The following is a 20139-nucleotide window of genomic DNA, read 5'->3' on the forward strand; positions in this document are numbered from 1 at the left end:
GTCCGATCGTTGACACATTCCTAGGAACGGAAGACACATGCCCGAGCCGTCGGACTACCTTGCGCTCACCGCCAACCAGGCGCGGGAGCAATGGCAGTCGATCCTCACCCGCCGCCTTCCCGAGCCTGGCAAGCGCCAAGTGGACTTTCTGCCCGTCGAGACACTTCTGTGCCTCGCAGCAAGCTTGAAGGTCAACCATCGCAAGTACGGCAGCACCAGCGCCCATCGTGCAGAGCCACCGGTTCCCCAGCTGGCGCAGCTCTTCTCCAGACCCAACTCGTCAGTGCTCGCCAAGATGGCGAATTTGGACGGGAGCCGACCAAACGGTGCACGACACGAGTCCGTCATCGCCGCCGAACTCCTGACCAATCTTGATCGCCTGAACCAGATCTATCGGTTGATCTTGGAATCAGCGCGGCGCGTGAGCATCGGGACAGAAAGGCTGCCGGACTTTCTGGATCTGGAAGATGGGATCCAGGAGATCGGGCTTCTCGGTCAGTCTGAAATCGATATGGGTGCGGTCGAGTCAGAGGCACAGGCGAAGGCTGCTCAATGGGCAGCGGCCAACAGCGCCGTGGACCAGGCCGTCACGGAACGACTTCTGACGGCGGCCGCCAGAGTCGGACAGCACCGCTTCGCGTTGGGCGTCCTGGAGAATCACGGCTACCGGTGCGTGTTCTGTGGGCTCGCGGTGCCGGGACCCCGAGGTCGAGCGGCGCGAATGCTGACGGCCAGCCACATTAAGCCCTGGCGGTCGAGCACCAGCAGCGAGCGACTTGACATCACCAACGGGCTAGCAGCCTGCCCTACGCATGACGTCGCATTCGATACCGGTCTGTTGACGGTCGATGTGAACCTCCGAGTATTGGTGCTCCCCGAGGTTGAGGCCATGGCCCACGAGGATGATGCTGCGAGGGCAGCCTTCGGCCGGCCACCTCTATTTGCCCAGCTCTCCCTGCCATCTCACGCCCAGCCACCGGGCTCCCACTACCTCCGCTGGCACGGCGAAAACATATGGCAAGCGCGGGTCGAGCGACCGTTGGTCAGCTGATACGGCCCCGAAGCCGCTTTTCGCCGAAGGCTTCGTGCCTGATGTGGTCTGCCTGTCCCTGAAACGCGCGCCACTGGCCGAGCAGATAAGACGTCCGGCCACCGCGCCGACGTTCCGCCACGTCAAAGTCGTGCTTCAGGTGAGCGATGCGCTTCTCCACCTCGCCACCGGAAAGCCGCCCACCGAGCAATTGGCTGATGCGGTAAGGCGTGAGGAAGGTGCCCGCATCACGCATGACATGGTAAACCTCATCATGCATCTTGAGATCGGCACGGATGCCGCCAGCAACCTTCTCCTTGCGAAGCGCGCGGGCGATGCTTTCACCCACGGCCCGGGCTACAGGGGGCGGAAAGGCATTTCCAACCTGTCGATAGCGACTCGTCTTTAGACCGGAAAAGTGCCACTCATACTCAGGCTCATTGAGCCAACCCTGTAGGCGCGCCACCATATCGACAGTCAGCCGCGGGCCCCGCCGATTCCGATAGTCCGCTTCATCCCAGTCCTCGCCGGGCGCGGAATTGGCCAGTCCGTGGGCATCAACCCATAGCTCTTCCCAGGCTAGCTTCGCCCTCGTCGGCCCCAAATCTGCTCCGCCGTGCTTCTTGCTCCCACCGACGATCGTGGGAGCAATTGCATCGGCCTTTTCCATCCACTTGTCCATGTACCTGAATCCGTTGGCGCCCATCAGGTCGGCAATGGCTCTGGCGACGGTCGGTGTGGTGAGCTGCGGCTCTGGCCACTCAAAGTAGTCAGCGTACTCGGGTCGCAGCGCCACAAGGACCATTCGTGGCCGTAACTGCGGGACGCCGTAGTCCTTGGCATGAAGCAGCTTCCAGTCTGCCCTATACCCCAGATCCTCCAGCTTGTCGACCACAGCCTGCCGGTAACCGCCGAATCGGGCGTCATTCAAGCCACGAACGTTCTCGAGGAGCAGCGCCTCAGGACGCACGCGGCCAGCCAAGTTGACTCCCCAGGCAAACAAGTCACGCTCGTCACCTGCACCTAGCTGCTTGCCTGCAACGCTGAAGGGCGGACACGGCACACCGCCGGCGAGTAGCGCTACCCGGCCCGCGTAGTCCTCCGGCTTCCAGACCTCGGGGTCAGCGACATCGCCAATCGCAACGACTTCCGCGGGGTCAACATGCGGCCAGCGCCGGGAGAGGTTGTTGCGCAGGGTCGTCGCTGCAGTCTCGTCCAGCTCGACGGCAAGCTCGTGCCGGAAGCCCGCCAAGTGCAGCCCGAGGGACTGTCCTCCGGCACCAGCGCAAATCTCCACGACGTTCAGATCCGTCACAACTCTCCCTCGGTGGTGCTCGCCTGAGTGTCCGGCAGGCCGGCCCCATCGTCCGTCAGTGTTCCTGACCCATGGCAGCCGACGCGCAGACTGTGCTCGTGCCCACTGCTGAAGACGGCCGCCACAGCGACGGTCGGCCGAAGCCCCTGAATCCCGGCCGTTCGCGCAACATGCAGGCCAACCGGCGAGTCGACTCCAAGCCCGAAGTCCGCCTTCGCTCGGCCCTCCACGCCCGCGGCTACCGGTTCCGGAAGGATCACCGGCTCGACCTGGACGACGTGCGAGTCCGGCCGGACATCGTCTTCACCAAACGCAGGGTCGCCGTGTTTGTCGATGGCTGCTTCTGGCACGTGTGCCCGGTCCACGGCCGCGAACCGACGCACAACGAGTGGTACTGGACGCCGAAGCTGCGGCGCAACATCGAGCGGGACCGGCGGGCGGACACGGCCCTGAGGGGCGCTGGTTGGACGGTCGTTCGCGTGTGGGAGCACGAGACGCCCGAGGAGGCCCTGACGGCGGTCCTCCGCGCTGTCGGTCATGGGAGCACGGTATTGCCCACCACTGACACTTCCGAGTGACCAGCCACCACTCCCGCGCACGAGGCCTCCACCGCCCCATCAGTCCCCTGTCCCCCAGCCGGGGCTTCCGTCACGCCAGAGACTCGAATATGCAGGTGCTGCCGCTTAGTGTGCGGACGATCACGGACGGGACGGGGGTGGTCGCATGCCCAGCGGCGGGCAGCAGTGGAGCTGGGAGCAGTGGCAATCCGCCCTATCCGCGGTCTTCTTCGCTGACCGCGACGCGTCGACGCCGTGGGTCTTCTTCCTCGACGTGGACGAAGCCGCGCGGCTCTGGCCGGAGTTGGACCAGCCTGTCGCCGACCTCAGTGCCTGCGTCGGCCAAAGACTTGAGTGGCGTTTCGGCAACCGTCTGTTCGACTCACTTGATCTGAGCTGGCGGCGCTGGAAGACGAGGCTGGCTGATCAGCCGCCACCGAATCTTCCGGTGCTGGCGGTGTCCGTCCTGGCCGCCTCAGCCATGCATACCGATGAACTAGCGACCTCGGCGGCGTACTACCTGCGCCTTGCCGAGCTGCTCAAGCCCGCCGCGAGCGGGGCCGACATGCTCCGCATCGAGGATGACCTGCGCGACGGCTTTGAGGTGGTCGCCGGCTGGTGGGACGACCTTGACAGATGGGTGTCTGCTCGTGCGTCCGCGCTGGGCACAAGCACGATCGAAACGCACGAGACCTTCTGGAAGGTCGGCTACCCGATATCCCAGGCACTTCTGCGACGGTCCGACCGGATGCTGCTGACGCACTTCTTCGCGGCGCTCGATGTGAAGAAGCACGGGGTTCCGCCCGTGAACGCCCTGCCTGGCCTTCTATCGCTGTGGGCGAGTCGCCCTCGTGGCTTCTCCGAGACGTTCACCCGTGCCCTGAACACTCCTGGCTTGCATCACGTGCTCGGGGAGCTCGTACATCGTCAAGCCAGCGAATGGGATGGGCTTGTCCTTACGTCACGGGGCCGACGTCAGCTTGATCTGCGCATCGCATTGGACCTCGACGCGTTCACCGCCACGTGGGCCGTCCCGGTGGTCGAAGGGGTGACGCACGCGACGCTCCAGCAAAGCGGCCATCGCACCGTGCACTTGAGCCAGCCAGCCTACGGAGACCTGTACGCGGCTGAGGGCATGCCTCCCTTGGCCGCGACGCTTCATCACCAGCAGGGACTGAGTCTTCGCGGTGACGGCTTGGAGGCCGTCTTTCGGGACCAACCCATTCTCGCGTTCCGCGGCCACCCCGCTGCGGAGTGGCTCAGCGTCGACTCCGTTGTGCCTCACGAGCAGCATGTGCTAGCTGTCCGCCCCGAACACGGGGCCGCCATGGACGTTGTCCTGCAGACAGCCGCACGCAGCGGGTGGCGGCGCTTCAAGCAAACACCAGACAAGGCTCTCGTCCCTGGACGCGTCGTTTACTTGAACGTCGTCCTCGAGAATGACGCCGCGTTCCGGAATGCCGTACAAGGACTCACCCCGAGCCTGGTTTCCGCACTTCGCCCCGAACCTGTCGCACGCCCACGCCTCGTCAATGGCCTCAAGGTGGCGGAACGCCTAGGCAATCACCATTACCTACTGGGCGGCCCACCGGACCTCCTGCTCCCATCGTCTGATGGCGAGAGACGAGTCGCCGCGGCGCTGGACGGTCATCATCAAGACCCAGCGTTTCTTGCGACGGGTTTCGCTGTCCCGCTGAGGCCGCTTGGCCTGGAAGCCGGACCCCATCGTCTGGAAGTCGACGGCATGGTGCTGGACTTCTTCCTTCACGGTGGCGATGAGCTGCCCCAGGCTGAGAGCCGGCAGCTCGTCTGGAAGCTCGGAGAGGAAGATACGCCGCCTCTACTCGCAGAAGGCCCGATCGGGCCTAGCGCGATCGCTGGCGCGGCGGTCCACGGAGACACGCCCCACCCGTTCCTCCTGCGTCGTCATGCACGTTCCTTCTTCATCTCCGACCAACGAGGACACGTCACCTCCGTAGCTCTACCTCCACCGACGGACTGGCGCTCCCAGCTGGATCTGCCCGAGTCGCCCTACTGGGAGTTCACGCCGCCGGCCAGTGCTGTGTGGCTTCTGAGTGTGAATCAGCGATCAGGCGCGCTCGAATGTCCCGCCCTCATCCGCTGGCTGGATCCGCACCTGACCCGCCTGTCGCCTGACGGTCACGAGATGTGGGAACAGATTTCGTTGCACTGGCGGTCTAGTTCGCCCCTTCTGGACAGCTACATCCGCGCGTGGGAAAGGGTGCGCCGTGCTGGGTGACCTTCTGGCGAGGTGGCTGTCCATCCAGCAGGCCGGGACTATCGGGCGGCTGAGACGCACACACGACTGGCTCGTCCGGACAGAGAACGGAACGCTAAGACCAGCCGATTCGGGACAGTGGCTCCGTGACATGTCGGCCCTCGGCAGTCTCGAATTGGATTGGGATCGGGACCGCTGGTCGGCCACCCCCTTGGTTCTCACCCGCATCCCGCATGGCGACGGTCTCGCGCTGCTCGTCGGCTGCCGCGGCGAATCATGTGAGCGGAAACTTGACGGTCTTGACCTCGAGGTACACCGGCTGCCGCAGGTATCGCGGCCCTCCGGGATGCCACGGCCGACCGTCGTCCTCCTTCAGTACGACACCGTTGGTGATCTCTCCGAGGCCGCGAAGGCTCTAGAGGCGACCTATGTTCCTTGCGCCGCCGAGCAACTGGCCGAACACCTCAGCCGACCGCAGCTCGGAGAACCCGCGGCCGGGCCGAATCTGCGGAACGCCAGTCTTGAGCTGTTCGACCCGTTCACGTTGCAGTGGGGGCCGCCGCTGTTTAGGCCGCTACCGCACGGCGCCTACCGGTATGACTATGCGGGCCGCAAACATTACCTCTATCTCCGGCATGATGGATGGCGGCAGTGCGATATGCCTTCTGCCGTCTTCACCGCACTCGCGACAGTGAAGGTGAGACCGCTGCGCTGGAGGGCCGACAGCAGCGGCCGAGACACGGGCTGCCTTCACGTTGACTGGGGTGCTCCCCTTCCGGTGCTGCAACAGCGCTGCCTCGTGCTCTGCAGCGGTTTCACCCCCCGGTTCTCAAGCCTGGCGAAGACCGGCAGCTACGACAACATCCCTCGCTCGATCGCTGAAGCCGTTGCGGCCTCGCTCGGGCAGACCCTCGAAGTCAGCTAGGAGTAATCATGGGAAACGACCCCACCGGCCTGGACGTCGTCGGGAGCTTCGAGCGGCTGAAGGACGCATTCTTCCGCTACTACGACACGCCCTTCGGGCTCGCCGACGAGGAGCTCCAGCGCGAGCGGCGGGCCCTCCTTGATCGGGACAACGGAATCTACCGGCGGCCGCTGATCGAACTCCGGCCGGAGTACGCGGCAGCGGATCACGACCTGGCCGGTTCTGCGGCCACCGCTGGAGCATCCGCGGACCTGGCTCCGTTCGCGTCGACCGGCTTGATCCCACCCCACATGAGGCTCTACCGCCACCAGGAGCGGGCACTCGCCACCGGCAGGCAAGCCGGCCGGAACATGGTCATCACCGCAGGTACAGGCTCGGGCAAGACGGAGTCGTTCCTCCTGCCCATCCTGGATTCGCTGCTCACCGAGTCCGCTGCCTGGACGGGCGGACGAGACCCGGACAACAGCTGGTGGCGCAATCCGAACGGGCCCTTCGTGCCGCAGCGCCGGGGCGAGCACGGTCGCCCGCAAGCAGTGCGGGCGATGATCCTCTACCCGATGAACGCGCTGGTCGACGACCAGCTGATCCGTTTGCGCAAGGCCCTCGACAGCGACGACGCCCGCGCTTGGCTGGACGCGCACCGCCACGGTCACCGCTTCTACTTCGGCCGCTACACCGGGGCGACACCCGTCACGGGTTCACCTGACGACGGCCGGGCCCGAGGCGCTCTGCGGCGGCTCCTGCACGAGTTCGATGAGCGCTCCACTAAGGCCGCCGCACTAGGCGGCGAAACGCAGTACTTCGTCCCCCGCTTGCACGGGGCCGAGATGCGCAGCCGATGGGACATGCTTGACGCACCGCCGGACGTGCTGATCACCAACTACAGCATGCTCAACGTCATGCTCCTGCGTCCGCGGGAGAGTGTGTTCTTCGATCAGACGCGGACGTGGCTCGACGCCGACCCTTCCCACCGCTTTACCCTTGTGATCGACGAGCTCCACACCTACCGCAGTACGGCCGGCACCGAGGTCGCGCTCCTCATCCGGAACCTGCGCAACCGGCTCGGCCTCATTGATCGCCCTGAGCAGCTCCGTGTCCTCGCGGCCTCTGCCAGCCTCGACCCCGTCCGAGACCGGGAGTACATCCAGGATTTCTTCGGCCTCGACGAGGCCAGCTTCGACTTCATCCCCGGTGACACGATCCGCCCCGAACCGCTGCAGGCAGACATTTCTGCCGCGGCGGAACGGCTCGCCCGTTCAGACGACCCGGAAACGGCACTGCAGGTCGCCGAGGAGATGGGTGCGCAGGATGCTCTGAAGAGCGCCTTCCATCTCGATGATGGCGGGAAGCCGGTGGAGGTTCCGGAGGCCAAGAACGAATCTCAGCTCCGCCGGTTGCTTTTCCCACTGGCCTCGGACGCCATTGCCGAAGCCGCCCTGCAGTCTCTCCTGTCCGCGGTGCCGCACAGTGAGGGTCGCCAGAAGTGGCCCCGACTTCGGGCGCACCTCTTCTTTCGGAACGTTCCGGGCATGTGGGCGTGCGTCGATCCCGAGTGCCGGGACGCAGGGAGTCCTGACGCGCCGCCGCGCACGGAGAAGAAAACCGTCGGCAGGCTCTTCGCTGAGCCGACCACGCGGTGCACATGTGGCGCCCGGGTGCTCGAGCTTCTGTACTGCCAGAACTGCGGCGACGTCCTCCTCGGCGGCTTCGTTCCCGCAGGCGAGACTCAGACACCTCACTTCAAGTCGCTCTTGCTCGCTGACGTACCCGACCTGGCGAAGATGCCCGACCAGGTGTCGCTCGAGCGGACAGCGGAAAACTTCGTCGTCTACTGGCCACGCACCACGAAGCCCGAGCTCGAGGACCTCTCCTGGGACGCGGACAGCAAGAACGTCGAGTATTCGTTCCGGCCCAGCATCCTCAAGCCCGCGAGTGGGGAGGTGCGTAACGCAACCAATGGCAAGCCACACACCGGCTGGACCTTTCACGTCATCTCCAAGCGCGACAAGAAGAGTGGCCGGCCAGTCCGCGAGCTGACGGGACTCTCGCCCTTCCCGACTCGGTGCCCGAACTGCGCAGACGACTGGGAAATCCAGTACGCGGACGGCAAGAGGCTCAAGCACACTGATCCGCTTCGCCAGCGGAGCCCCATCCGTGGCATGCGGACCGGTTTCGAGAAGATCAACCAGGTTCTCGTCACCGAACTCGTCTCTCAGCTGGATGAGGACCAGCGCAAGGCCATCGTTTTCACCGACAGCCGACAGGACGCCGCCAAGTTGTCGGCCGGCATGGGGCTGCGCCACTACCAGGACTTGCTCCGCCTCATGGTCTATGAGTTCGTGTCGGCGGACGGCGACTCCAGGGACGACGTCGAAGCTGCCCGGCGGATGGTCGTGGGCGGGGAGAAGACGGACGACAACAAGGCGGCGGTCAAGCGCCTGAAACTGCGCTTCGACAAGCGCTACGCGCGTGTCGCGGATCTCTGGCGCGGGGAGGAGGACGAGGCGCACGAGGGTGAGCTGGCTGAGCTGGAGGCCAGCCTCGCGGCCGCTGCACCGCTCAGCGACCTCGGAACCCAAGTGGGTGATGCGCTACTCGCCCTCGGCGTCAACCCGGGCGGCCCGCATGCCTCCCTGAGCAGCACCGCCCGCGTTGCTCAGCAGGAGCCGACGCCCTGGTCCGCGCTGTACGACTGGGCGACGACTCCGCCTGCACCGCGCGCCAACCTGACCATGGCCGAACGAGACCTTCTCAACAACATCGATTACAGCCTCAGGACGGAGGTGATCGAGAGTCTCTTCTCTGGCGCAGGGCGCGACTTCGAGTCACTGGGCCTCGGATGGCTTGCCTTGGCCTCCGACCAGCAGGAAGCCGACCTCGACCCTGCCTCAGTTCCGGCCATCGCCCGCTCCAGCCTCCGGATTCTTGCCGATCTGCGGAGGTTCACCAACCTGAGGGATGGCCGGGACACGCCCCATCCCAAGCTGGTCCGCTACTGGGACGCCGTCGCCCGGGCGCACGGTCTGGACGCGCAAGCGGTGCCGGCCAAGGTCCTGGCGTACTGGGGCGGAGCAGTCACTCAGCAGATCATCGACCCGGCGCAGGTCACGCTGCGGAAGCCCAGCGCCGTGAGCTGGATCTGTGGCAACTGCCGTCGGCAGCACCTGCACCGCGGGTGTGGCATCTGCACCCGCTGCAGGAAGGTGCTGCCTGTAGAGGGCACTCCCCTCGAGCGTGGTGAGGACTATTACTCGTGGAAGGCGACTCAGAAGCTCGGCCGTTTCCGTCTCAACACCGCAGAGCTGACAGGACAAACTGACCGAGTCGACGCGCAGGCGCGTCAGGCACGGTTCCAGGGGATCTTCCTGGACGAGGGCACGCGGGAGAATCGGCGGGCCGACGGGGTCGACTTGCTGTCGGTGACCACGACGATGGAAGCCGGCGTGGACATCGGCGCCCTGGAGGTGGTCGTGCTGGGCAATATGCCGCCCACTCGATTCAACTACCAGCAGCGAGTCGGCCGGGCGGGACGGCGAACCTCCCCCATCGCGCTCGCCCTCACGGTGTGCCGTGGGCGGAGCCATGATGAGTACTACTTCGCCCGTCCCCACCTCATCACCAATGAGCCGACCCCCAAGCCATACCTGTCGCTGGACCGGCCGGAGATCTTCCGCCGCGCCCTCAAGAGCGAGGTGCTGCGCCTGGCCTTCGCCGAGCTCGGCGAGGGCATGGTCAACGCCGGGCTCGCATCCGGCCTCACCAACAACCCACACGGCCAGTTCGGCCTATGCGCCGATTGGCCGTCAATGAAGCCCCTCGTCCAGCGATGGATCGATGAGCGCCGCGGTCAGATCGAGGCCGCCGCCGCGGCTCTGTCCGCCTACACCCCGTCGGACATCAATGAGATCGACTGGGGCGCGTGGATCGGTGACGGGCTCATCGAGGCCGTTGATCGTGCCTGTGCCTCGGACAGCGGTCATCAAGAGCTGAGCCAGCGGCTCGCCGAAGCGGGCGAGCTGCCCATGTTCGGCTTTCCAACCAACGTCCGCTATCTGCACCTACGGCGCCCCTATCACTCGCGCCCGTGGCCGCCGGAGGGGGTCATCGACCGCGACCTGGCGATGGCGGTCTCGCAGTTCGCACCGCTGAGTGAGGTCGTCCGCGACGGGCGCGTGTACCCGGTGGTCGGCGTGGCGGCCTTCCGTCCGATCGGCGCAAAGCCACAGCCGGAGCAGGACCCCCTGGGTTCCGCACACCGGCTGGCAGTGTGCCGGTCATGCGCCCACTTGTCCGAATCGGCGGGCGGTAACGGCACCCCACCCACTGCCTGTCCACGCTGCAGCGCGCCTCCCGGCGTCTTTCAGGAGCTCGACCTCCGCGAGCCGCTCGGCTTCCGGGCCGGCTTCGAAAAGGACTTCAACGGCAACTTCTCGTGGTCGGCGCGCGCCATGGCCGCGCGGGCCATGACTGACCTCACGAAGTTGCGGAAGACAGAGGAAGGTGGGATCACGGCCTTCAGCGGACCTGGCAAGCGCTTCGTCATCAACGACAACGCCGGCAAGCTGCACCGCTTCCGCCCCGCGTCAGCGTGGCTCGACTGGGGCGGCTTCGTATCCGTTCCTGCAATGGAAAAGGGCCTGCTGCCGGACAAGGCTGCCAGTGGTGACGCGGTATCCGTCGCCCTTGGAGCGGTCCAGCCCACGGACTTCCTCTTCGTCGGTTCGAGCGCTCCTGTGCTCGACGACGCGGGTTTCCGCTTGGACCTGGAGACCGGTGTGTCGCAGCCCTGCGGCGCGACCGAGAGTGCTGATGCCCGGCGAGCCGCTTGGTACTCCCTGGCCTTCCTGCTGCGAACCGCCGCGTCGGCGTATCTCGACGTCCAGACGCTGGAACTGAGCGCTGGGCTGTACAACGGCCTCGTCGACGGCAAGCCGACGATGATGGCGTTCATCGCAGACACGCTCGAGAACGGTGCTGGCTTCAGCACTCACCTGGGGGATCCCGGGGTCTTCACCAAGCTCGTCGAGGATCGGATCGCATCCTATCTTCGCGAGCTGGAGGACCCGGATCATGCCGGCGAGTGTGCAGCGTCCTGCTACCGGTGCCTGCGGGATTACTCGAACATGGCCTATCACGCGCTGCTCGACTGGCGGCTCGCCCGGGACCTGCTCGCAGTGCTGCGCAATGGGACCCTGCCCATCGAGCGCGACCTCGGGCGGCGGGCGATGAGCAGCTGGGCTGAGGCTTACGGTGCCGAGCTGATCGACGGCCTTCCGTGCCCGGCTGCCGTCCTTGACAACAACCTTTACGAGCAGGCTGTGGTCCTGGCGAAGCACCCCTTGGAGGCCTCCGAGAAGGTGCTGATCGCCCCGCGACTCCAGGAGGCGCTGGCAGCCGCCGAGGATCGCTACCCCGAGGCCTCGGCCATCGTCTTCGCGGATACGTTCACCCTCGACCGCAGCCCCGGCACGGTCCTCAAGCTCTTCGGTGAGGCCACTGGTGGCAGATGACGCAGTCCCCTGGCTCTCCCCCGCGGCGTCAAATCGTTTGCTGGACTGTCCCTACTCGGTGACGTACCTGCCGGCGGACGGGCGCCCCGTCCCGCAGCAGAGCGTCGGAAGTGATGTCGGGACGATGGCTCATGTGGCGCTGCAGCGCTGGATCGGGACAGGGTTCTGGCGCTCCCCCGCCGGCGACAGCGAGCTCGCGCGACTGTTCGTATCCGTGGCCGAGGAGCGCGGCGTTGACTACGCCAATGTCCCCGACGGCCGGATGACGGCGGCGCGCCTGCGTCACCGCGCTCCGGGGTTGCGGGAGTTCATGTGCCAGTTCGGCGGTCAGCCGAGTGCCGAATGCGAGGTGACTCTGTACGACGACGACCGCCGTCTGTGGGGCACGGTGGACGTCCTGCTGTCATCCCCACGAGGTCCCGTCGTGGTGGACCTCAAGTCGGGAGGTGACGGGGCAATAACTCCTCTGCCCACCTCGATCGCGGTCCAGCTCTGGCTGTATGCCGCCCTCGTCGAACGATGCCGAGGTGGCCAACTTCAATGGCTCGGCATCTACAGCCTCAGGCGAGGCATGCGGGAGGTCGAGCTGCCACGCGAGGGGCTGGCGACACTACTGCATGAACTGGACAGCAACCGTGCGGCGTGGAGCCTCGGCAACCGGCCTGCGATGCCAACACGCGAGCACTGTCGGTACTGCCGCCGCCGGGTCGACTGTCAGCCTCACTGGGATGCGCTCTCGATGTGGTCCGCACCGGACGGCGTCGAAGGCCGACTGCTGGCAGTCCAGAAGGCAACCAACGGCCGGACAGCGGTGCGGCTAGCCACGGCGGCCGACGAAGCCTGGGTGACGGACCTGCGAACGCCGATCACCGGCAGCGCGGTCGGCCAGGGTCTCCGCCTGGTCCGCGTGCAACCCAGACGAGGTCCCGACGGGGAGCCCGACCTGACCCGCTGGCGAGCCGGCGAAGAATCCGAAATCCACGTCATGGAGAAGAAGTGACGCAAGATTCGCTCTGGCCGCTGCCCCAGCTCAAGGCGCATGGATCGGCCGATCCCATGAAGCGCGCCCGTGGCAATGGAGGCGCCCGCGAGCAGCTGCGGCCCGAGGGCATCCTGGTGCTCGGCCATCAAGACACGACCCCTTCGTGGCGAGAGCGCTTCGTCTCCCCGTGCCGCGGACGGGCGAGTTCATCGCGGCCCGGGTGGTCGAAGTCCCGGGGCCACCGCCCAGCAGTGCAACCAGCCCCCGAAGTGCCGCGCCGGCGCGAGGCCCCCGTCAGTCCCTGAGTCCGCTCTGGCGCATGAAACTTCCTGGGGCGGAGCCGGCTCATCAGCGGCCCACGATGTCCTGCAGCTCTCTCCGTTCTGCATCCGGGATCTTCTTGTTTGCCCGGATGTTGTTGCCCACGAGGGTTGGCACGACGCCCAAGTCGACGTCGGCGCTCGCCAGTGAGTAGGTGTCGTCACCACTGGACTTTGTAGCGACCACGTCCAACCCAAGCTCCCGGAGCTCCCTCACCCGCCGCTCCGCGTGTACGGCGTCTGCAGTGACGATTCGCAGGTAGTCCGCCGACACCGGACCACCACGACGGTCGAGGAGGATGCAAAACAGTTGCTTGTGCGTAGCCGAGCCGTAAGGCACCTTCAGCGCCCACTCGGGCAGCAGCCCTGCATACCGCTCTTGGATTCCCTGCTCGACGGACTGCCGAACTGCCACCCATGCCGCGCCGTGATCAGGTATCGACTCCAGAATCAACGACTGGTAGGCCCTGGCGGATAGCCGCTTCGTCCGCAAGTAGGCGTCCAAGAGATCCTGGATGCGGCTGTCCCCATCAAGGAGTCTCGACATGTCCTCATAGGCAGTGTGCAGCTCGCCACGAAGGCTCCGCCACGTGGCATCGTGCTTGCTCGAGTTCACGGTCACTTACGCAACCCTCTCATTAGGAAAAGGTAACTGCTGGGGGGTACCTCAGGACGTGGACGTCTTCTCCTGCCGCCTCGACGGCCGCCACGTCACCAAGCCATTCTCGAAGGAACTGGGCACCCCGCGTGTCCTCCATATTTGCCCTCTGGAAGGACACCCGGTTGCCCAGCCGGACACGGCCAGTGCTGTTCTTCTGCTGCAGCGACTCCTGCAGTTCGAACCCCGCAGCGAAGCGCCGGATATCGGACACAAAGTCGAGGACGATGACCTTCTTCTTGTTGGGCGCCAGGCGCAGGCCCCGGCCCAGCTGCTGCACGAAGATGCGCCGACTGTGCGTCACACGCTGAAACACAACGATGTTGACGTCTGGCACGTCGACGCCTTCGTTAAGGACGTCGACGGCACAGAGGACACCCGCCCGGCCCTCAGCGAAGTCCCACAAGACACGCGCACGCTCAACGGGCGTCATGGCGGCACCGTCAGACGAACGTGATGCAATCACACGGGCGCTGGTGAAGGCGAGGGCGTTGAGTTTGCTCGCCATGCGTTCGGCGTGATCGATCGTGCCGCAGAAAACGATGCACTTGGGATTGTCTTGTTCACCCCAGGTTTCCACGAGCCGCTCGACGACCGCGTCATCCCACTCCTCGATGAACAGGCGTCTGTTGATGGCCTTCGGGGTGAACAACGAACCATCTAGGCCCTGCAACCGGTCCCAGTCGATGTTATCCGTGAACATGCGGTAGTCGATGTTGGCGAGGTAGCCCTCACGGAGACCCCTCACCATGTCAATGTCAACCACCGGCCGGTCGAACCAACGGTCCAGCGAAGCGCCATCCGGCCTCCAGGGAGTGGCACTCATTCCAAGGAGGAAGGCACCACCCTCCCCTGCAGAGAGTTCGCCGAGGACCCGGTCGTACATCTCAGAGCCGATGTGATGACACTCGTCAACGATGATGGCGGCGAAGTCATGCAACGTCCCGCCGCCAGCCAGATGGGAAGACACGCTGTCGACACAGGCGAACACGAGGTCGGCATACTCGAGCGTCTCTCGATCGGGCCTCTCGTGCCCATTCCATACCACAGTGGCCTGAGATGACTTTAGCGTCGGCCAGAAGGCCTTCTCGAGCTGGTAGACGAGTTCATTGCGGTGAGCCAGCACGAGAGCCTTGGCGCCCGGCCGAAGGCCTGATAGGCGGCGGAAGAACTCAGCAGCGACGAAGGTCTTCCCGAGACCCGTTGCGAGGACGATCAGGGCGCTCCTGCGACCCTCAACGAACTCACTCATGGCACGGTCGACAGCATGCGCCTGGTACTGCCGGAGCCCGTAGACCTCCGGCTCACGGACCACGATGGGATCCTCTTCGGCGAGCTCAGCCTGACGCCGCAGCCTCTGGCGGTCCCACAGCTGCAAGGGCACGCCCATCGAAGCGAGCTGGCGCTGACGCTCCAGCACTGAAGACTCGAACCCGTTGCTTGAAACAATCACGGGCACGTCGGCGGAGTACTTGGCACATGCCTCGAGCGTTTCGTCGATGACACCGACACCGACCCGGCTCCTCCACCGTTTGACCTGGAAGAGCCACCGTCGGCCACCCTTGCTGGCAGTGACGTCCGCACCGCCGTCTCCCGACATGCCCGCAAGCCGCACGTGTTGGAAACCCCGTGCCAGCAGGACGCGCATGACCATGCGCTCGAGCGCTTGCCATCCCGTCCCGCTGACCAGGAGATCTGTGACCAGGCGCTGGCTCATCGCAGCTTCGCCGACAAAAAGTCGAGCGCAGCTTTCGCGCGGACGACAAGCAACCGCTCAGGAGACTGGTACCTCATGTAAGAGGCGCAGTCCTGCAGGCATCGGAGGTACTTCTCCTTCAGCTCCTGCCGGACGCTTGCAGCCAGGGCGGACCCCATCTCCTCCCCCGGCCACGCGTCGTCCCAGACTCGCCCGTCGAACCAGAGATGAGGGAACTTGTCGTAGAACTTCACCAGCACGGAAAGGTCGGCATACCGGAGATAGTCACCACTCTGGACGGCATCGGTAAAACTGGCCATCCCCACGCCGGAAGACAACATGTTGTCCGCGAGTCGCTTTTGCTCGTCCACCGACAGCTCGGTGTAGAAGTCGGAAACCTCATCCATGCTGGCGAGGCGATCCGCGATCAGCGCGAAGAGTGACGCGATCTCTGCTCTCACTCCGTCGGGCGCTTCTGCAACCCTTTCGGGCCAAGCCTTCTGGAGCACCTGCGTCATCAGATTGACCGTAGCGTGGCCGCGCGCCCCCGTTAGAGAGGAATGCGAGTCGTAAATGAAGTGCGCCACCTCGGCGGCCACCGCGTCTTCGATGCGCATTCCCAGGTCTACAAAGGCGGCATGGGACGGATCAACATAGGTTGTGATGCTGCGGATGGCCTTACGAGCAATCAGTGGCACGGGATCTGCCCCGAAGGCCGGGATGATGCTGCGCGACATCATCCGGACCGAGACATCGATGGCAGTACTGGGACCGCCACGCACCAGGTCGAGGGTGAGCCCAGAAAGACTGAGGTCTGGCTCCTCGGACGAGTCCTCGTCCAACGCCTCCGGATCTGCCGGATGGGGTGCACCTCTCGGGTGTGCGCACTGCTCACACGAGGCCTCGTCGCCCTCATTCACCTTGGCGCAGAACGAGCATGACCACGGCGCGATGATCGTCGGCACCTGGGAGAAACCGCAGCTAGAGCAGTCCAGTGCCGAGACGGGAAGCACTGAGTCACAGTCTTCATTCACACAGGTCTTTGGCTTGAAGATGTGCTCACATCCGTCGCACGTCTCCGCCGCAGGGGCGTTCTGGTAACCACAGTCCGGACACTCCGGCAGCTCCTCGATGGGTTTGTCGGTCGCCGTCTCGACTAGCTTCCACCACTCAGCGTCGTCGTAATACCCCGGTTCGCGAGCTTGGAATTTGGCGAGGTATTCCCGTTCCACATCGCGAGAGATTCGCTCGGGCTTCTGCCGGGCCTCGTTGTAGCGGCCCATATACATGTCCGCCAGACCGAAATTTCGCACCTTGCGATACCCCTGGAAGAGGCGGGAAACCGGCGTCGTGTTCTGCTCCCCGGCCGGCCACCGACTTGGGAGCAGCGAACCACCCCGCAAAAACTGCACAGCACTGTGCCATTCATCGCTCGTACGCTGGAAATCTTGCTTGGAGAAGTCAACCGGAACATGGTCGAGATGGACCTCGCCGACGATTCGACCGTACTGCTGGTCGATCGGATACTCTTTCTCGGAGCGCTTCGTATCCTCGTCGGTGTAGTCGAAAAAGGCTGATTTCTCACCAATCCGGATCGCGCGCCCATTCCGGATCAAATCGATGCCGAAGTCGTTCTGATCGTCGTACCGCTGGATCCCGACCCAACCCCAGATGCGCTCGGAGACGGCGCGCACATCGTTTCCTCCGCAACGGGGGCACGCCATCGCCTCGTTCATGAGCGTGCCGTCACGGAGGCACCGAGACGACGTTGCTAGCTCTTGGTCGAAGTCGATGCGAGCCGGGATCCGGCCATATCCCGCCCGCTCGACGAATCGACTCACGTCCCACACGCAGTGCTCAAACGCCAACTCGAGGTCACCATTGACCGAAATACGAGCCGGCGGCCCGTCCTCCCCTCGGATCAAGGTGGCGTAACGGCGCGCCAGCTCGCGCCGGACCACCGCCTTCGGCAACGCGGCGAGCTTCCGGATGAACGCGTTGTTCGGATCGCCGGCCGGCCACCACTCGCGAACCTCGACGATGGTCCCGCGCTCGAACCCGTGCGGCTTCTCAATCCGCCGCGCGGGCACCTCGAAGGTGCCCTGCTCGATCAGCTTCGGTAGGTCGACCACGACCTCCAAGGCGTACTCGTCCTCTTGGCGCGCGGAAATGAGCTTCGTGACGCGCCCCAGCTTGCCCGTCGCGATATTGAAGCCCATGCCGAAGAGGCCAAGCGTGTCGAAGGCGTTCTTGGAGCTGTACCCCGCGCGCAACGCGTCCGCGATCTGCTGTTCCGTGAGGCCCAGGCCGGTGTCCCGTACACGCAGCAAGCCCTCCCCGCGACTCACCTCTGATTGCCCGGGAAGCTCGAGGAAGACCTGCCGGAACGGGACTTTCACCCCCGCAACCTCGGCCGCCCTGAATGAGTCGATGGCGTTGTCGATGAGCTCGCACAACGCATCCAGAGGGGTAATGGGCGTGCGAGTCAGGGCCAAAAGTACATTGGGAGTCGGCTGGATGTCAACAAGCTTATGCTCGGTCATGGAACGATCTCTCTTTCGTGGCTCTGGCGAGCACCCAAGAAGTTGATGGCAGCGCTGGGGCGGCGAACTATCACTGAATGTTCAAATGTCGCTGGGTTGCAAAGCGCGGGCGACGCTAAACGGTCGGCAAGAAGGCGCTTCGGCTACCGCTCGTCGTAATGACGAGTTCGTCGCGGGCCCGAGTCGCAGCTACGTACAGCAGCGAACGCTCACGGGTCAGAGCGTCCGCGCGGTCGGCCTCAGTGAGGTCCTTCAGTAGGTACTGGGCCGGCACAAGACCTTCGTTGACACCGAAGATCAGCACGCGCGCGAACTCCATGCCCTTCGCCCGGTGCATGGTCATGACCAGCGGTTGGCCCTGTCGCAGGGCTCCCTGATCGACGAGGCGCACCTCGACGCCGCGGTCGGCCAGCCCGCGGCTGACCTGGCCCGCCTGCTGCGCGTCTCGCACGAGGATGCCGATCGTCTCCGGGACGACGCCGCTCCCCAGCCAGTCGTTCACCGTCTTGGCGGCAGCCTCCAGCTCCTCCGTGAGGTTGGCGCACTCGACCACGCGCGGCCGCGGCCCGCTACGCGCCGAGCGGTAGTGCCCCGAGTCCTCGGACGTGTCCTCGAGGTCGATGAACTCCTCACCTTCGAGAACACCGACGGCGTATCGCAAGGTCTGCGCCGTGGTCCGGTAATTCAACTTCAAGCGCTGCGACCGGCCAACGATGCGGATGCCGTAACGCCCGAGCACGACCCGCTGACCGTAGATCCGCTGGTGTGAGTCCTCTGCGATGAAGAGATCGTCGGCATGGGGCTCCACCAGTGCCCGGAGGAACTGCCAGTGGCTGGGAGTGAGGTCCTGACCCTCGTCCACGAGGACGTGGTCGACCCGATAGGTCCCCTGTTCAGCGGTTCGCCGCTCCAGCGACGCCGCCGCAATGGCACCTGCCTCGGCGAAGTCGATGCTTCCCTCGATGCTGGCCCGGGACCGGTAGGCCTCTACGACCGACCACACGGCAAGGCGCTTCTTGCGGTCGAGAGCGACTCCTCGGCCTGGTCGCCGTGCCGTGAGGTAGTCGTCTCGGCTGGTCACCCGAGCGGGCAGGACCACCATCGCGTACTCGGACGTGAGGAACGCCTTGCTCCGCAGATCCACAGGGAGCTCCGGGACTGCAGCGGCCGCGTCCACCCACACCGCGTCCTTGGTGCGCCCGGAGATCTCCGCGGACCGCGGCCCGAGCACCGCCTCGACGTCCACTGCGAGGTGGGGTCCCGCCGACTTGAGAACTGCGCTGACGGTCGCGTCGATCCCTGACACGAAGATGCCCGGGTCGCCCAGCCGTTCGGCCAGCTTCAGCGTCGGGTCGAGCCGGCGTAGGTCAGCCCGCATGGCCTCCGCGAGCGTCTTCGTGAAGGTGGTCAGGAGAATCCGGGCCGACGGGTTCTGCCGCGCCAGGTGCCGGGCCCGGTGCAGGAGGACGACGGTCTTGCCGGTGCCTGCCCCGCCGGACAGCCGGAAGGGTCCGTTGTACGAAGCGGTCGCGTACCGGCGCTGCTCCGGGTGCAGGAAGACCCGCCAAGCGGCGAAGTCAGTGTCCTCAATCGCCCGGCGCAGCTCGTCGTCGTCCTCGATGAAGGCGAACTGCATCTTCGCCGCGGGGTGCTGGAGGGCTGTCAGCAGACGCTGGTCCTCCCCCACGTCCGGCTGCAGCGCCTCCGGCTCATCGCTGATGCTGAGGGTGTCCTTGACCTCCTGCACGCTGGTGCCACTGGCCAGGTCGATGAGGGCGAGCCCCTGCCACTCCACGGCACCCTCGACGAGGCCGAGGATCTCGTCCTCCGAGGTCGCGGCCAGCGCGGCCAGGGCCAGCGATCGATCGATCCCCAGGTCCTCGACGAGCGCCGGCTCGTCCACCCCGAGCGCGGGGAGCAGCGCGACAGCCGGAGCCTCCTGGGCGACGACGAGGTCAGGCTGCACCTCCGCCAGGGCCGGACGTGCCTCCGCGAGACCGGCAACGGCTTCCGGCGTCGGCTGGTCGTCGCCGGCCACGATGAGCTCGGCGATGCCGTTGACGGGGTTGACCGTCAGGCGCGCCTTCCTGGCGAAGGAGATCGCGTCGTCGTGCGGCAGCACACCTAGGTAGACGTAGTGCGCGCTGTCGCCCTGGCCCTGCACCTTGAACAGCACGGCCCGGTAGAAGTCGTTGACCCGGCCGGTGCGGACCCGGGTGTCCGCAGAGTTGTTGATCGGCTCGATGTGCAGGCCCGGCAGTGTGTCGTCCGTGGAGAGCTTCTCCAGGAAGGCGTACGCCTGCTTCTTCACCGACGAGTCGAGCGTGCCCGTCTGGCTGGGACCCATGACGATCTGAGGCATGG

At 65.4% G+C, this 20139-nt stretch carries 12 protein-coding genes; 7 read left to right on the forward strand and 5 right to left on the reverse strand.

What is annotated here, in order from left to right:
* Positions 1-37 precede the first annotated feature (37 nt).
* Positions 38-1051, forward strand: coding sequence for an HNH endonuclease (locus tag ACI8AC_RS06360; RefSeq protein ID WP_456896290.1), 1014 nt, complete (start codon positions 38-40; stop codon positions 1049-1051).
* Here the strand turns inward: ACI8AC_RS06360 and ACI8AC_RS06365 are convergent.
* Positions 1044-2345 carry a DNA cytosine methyltransferase gene (locus tag ACI8AC_RS06365; RefSeq protein ID WP_456896292.1) on the reverse strand — a complete coding sequence of 434 codons (1302 nt, stop codon included), beginning with the start codon at positions 2343-2345 and terminating at the stop codon, positions 1044-1046. The genes ACI8AC_RS06360 and ACI8AC_RS06365 overlap by 8 nt on opposite strands.
* A gap of 71 nt (positions 2346-2416) precedes the next feature.
* On the opposite strand from ACI8AC_RS06365, the gene ACI8AC_RS06370 reads away from it, so the two are divergent.
* The 6 genes from ACI8AC_RS06370 to ACI8AC_RS06395 all read left to right on the forward strand — a co-directional run bounded on the left by ACI8AC_RS06370 (position 2417) and on the right by ACI8AC_RS06395 (position 12863).
* On the forward strand, positions 2417-2923 hold the full coding sequence (locus ACI8AC_RS06370) for a very short patch repair endonuclease (protein WP_456896294.1): 507 nt from the start codon (positions 2417-2419) through the stop codon (positions 2921-2923).
* A gap of 145 nt (positions 2924-3068) precedes the next feature.
* Entirely contained in the window at positions 3069-5162 is a 2094-nt protein-coding gene (locus ACI8AC_RS06375) for a hypothetical protein (RefSeq protein ID WP_456896296.1), read from the forward strand.
* Positions 5163-5292: 130 nt separating this feature from the next.
* Positions 5293-6066, forward strand: a complete 774-nt coding sequence (locus tag ACI8AC_RS06380) for a hypothetical protein (protein WP_456896298.1) — start codon at positions 5293-5295, stop codon at positions 6064-6066.
* 8 nt (positions 6067-6074) lie between these two features.
* On the forward strand, positions 6075-11576 hold the full coding sequence (locus ACI8AC_RS06385) for a DEAD/DEAH box helicase (protein WP_456896300.1): 5502 nt from the start codon (positions 6075-6077) through the stop codon (positions 11574-11576).
* Entirely contained in the window at positions 11566-12576 is a 1011-nt protein-coding gene (locus tag ACI8AC_RS06390; protein WP_456896301.1) for a PD-(D/E)XK nuclease family protein, read from the forward strand. Before ACI8AC_RS06385 ends, ACI8AC_RS06390 begins: the two co-directional genes overlap by 11 nt.
* A 56-nt stretch (positions 12577-12632) precedes the next feature.
* Positions 12633-12863, forward strand: a complete 231-nt coding sequence (locus ACI8AC_RS06395) for a NaeI family type II restriction endonuclease (protein ID WP_456896440.1) — start codon at positions 12633-12635, stop codon at positions 12861-12863.
* A 43-nt stretch (positions 12864-12906) separates the two neighbouring features.
* On the opposite strand, the gene ACI8AC_RS06400 is transcribed toward ACI8AC_RS06395, so the two are convergent.
* The 4 genes from ACI8AC_RS06400 to ACI8AC_RS06415 form a co-directional block, all read right to left on the reverse strand.
* Entirely contained in the window at positions 12907-13500 is a 594-nt protein-coding gene (locus ACI8AC_RS06400) for a hypothetical protein (RefSeq protein ID WP_456896303.1), read from the reverse strand.
* A gap of 16 nt (positions 13501-13516) precedes the next feature.
* On the reverse strand, positions 13517-15253 hold the full coding sequence (locus ACI8AC_RS06405; protein ID WP_456896304.1) for a DEAD/DEAH box helicase family protein: 1737 nt from the start codon (positions 15251-15253) through the stop codon (positions 13517-13519).
* Positions 15250-17775 carry an ATP-binding protein gene (locus ACI8AC_RS06410; RefSeq protein ID WP_456896306.1) on the reverse strand — a complete coding sequence of 842 codons (2526 nt, stop codon included), beginning with the start codon at positions 17773-17775 and terminating at the stop codon, positions 15250-15252. The genes ACI8AC_RS06405 and ACI8AC_RS06410 overlap by 4 nt, the downstream gene beginning before the upstream one ends.
* A gap of 115 nt (positions 17776-17890) precedes the next feature.
* Positions 17891-20137, reverse strand: coding sequence for a 3'-5' exonuclease (locus ACI8AC_RS06415; protein WP_456896308.1), 2247 nt, complete (start codon positions 20135-20137; stop codon positions 17891-17893).
* Positions 20138-20139: the final 2 nt, after the last annotated feature.

It is taken from the genome of Geodermatophilus sp. SYSU D00758, assembly GCF_054049955.1.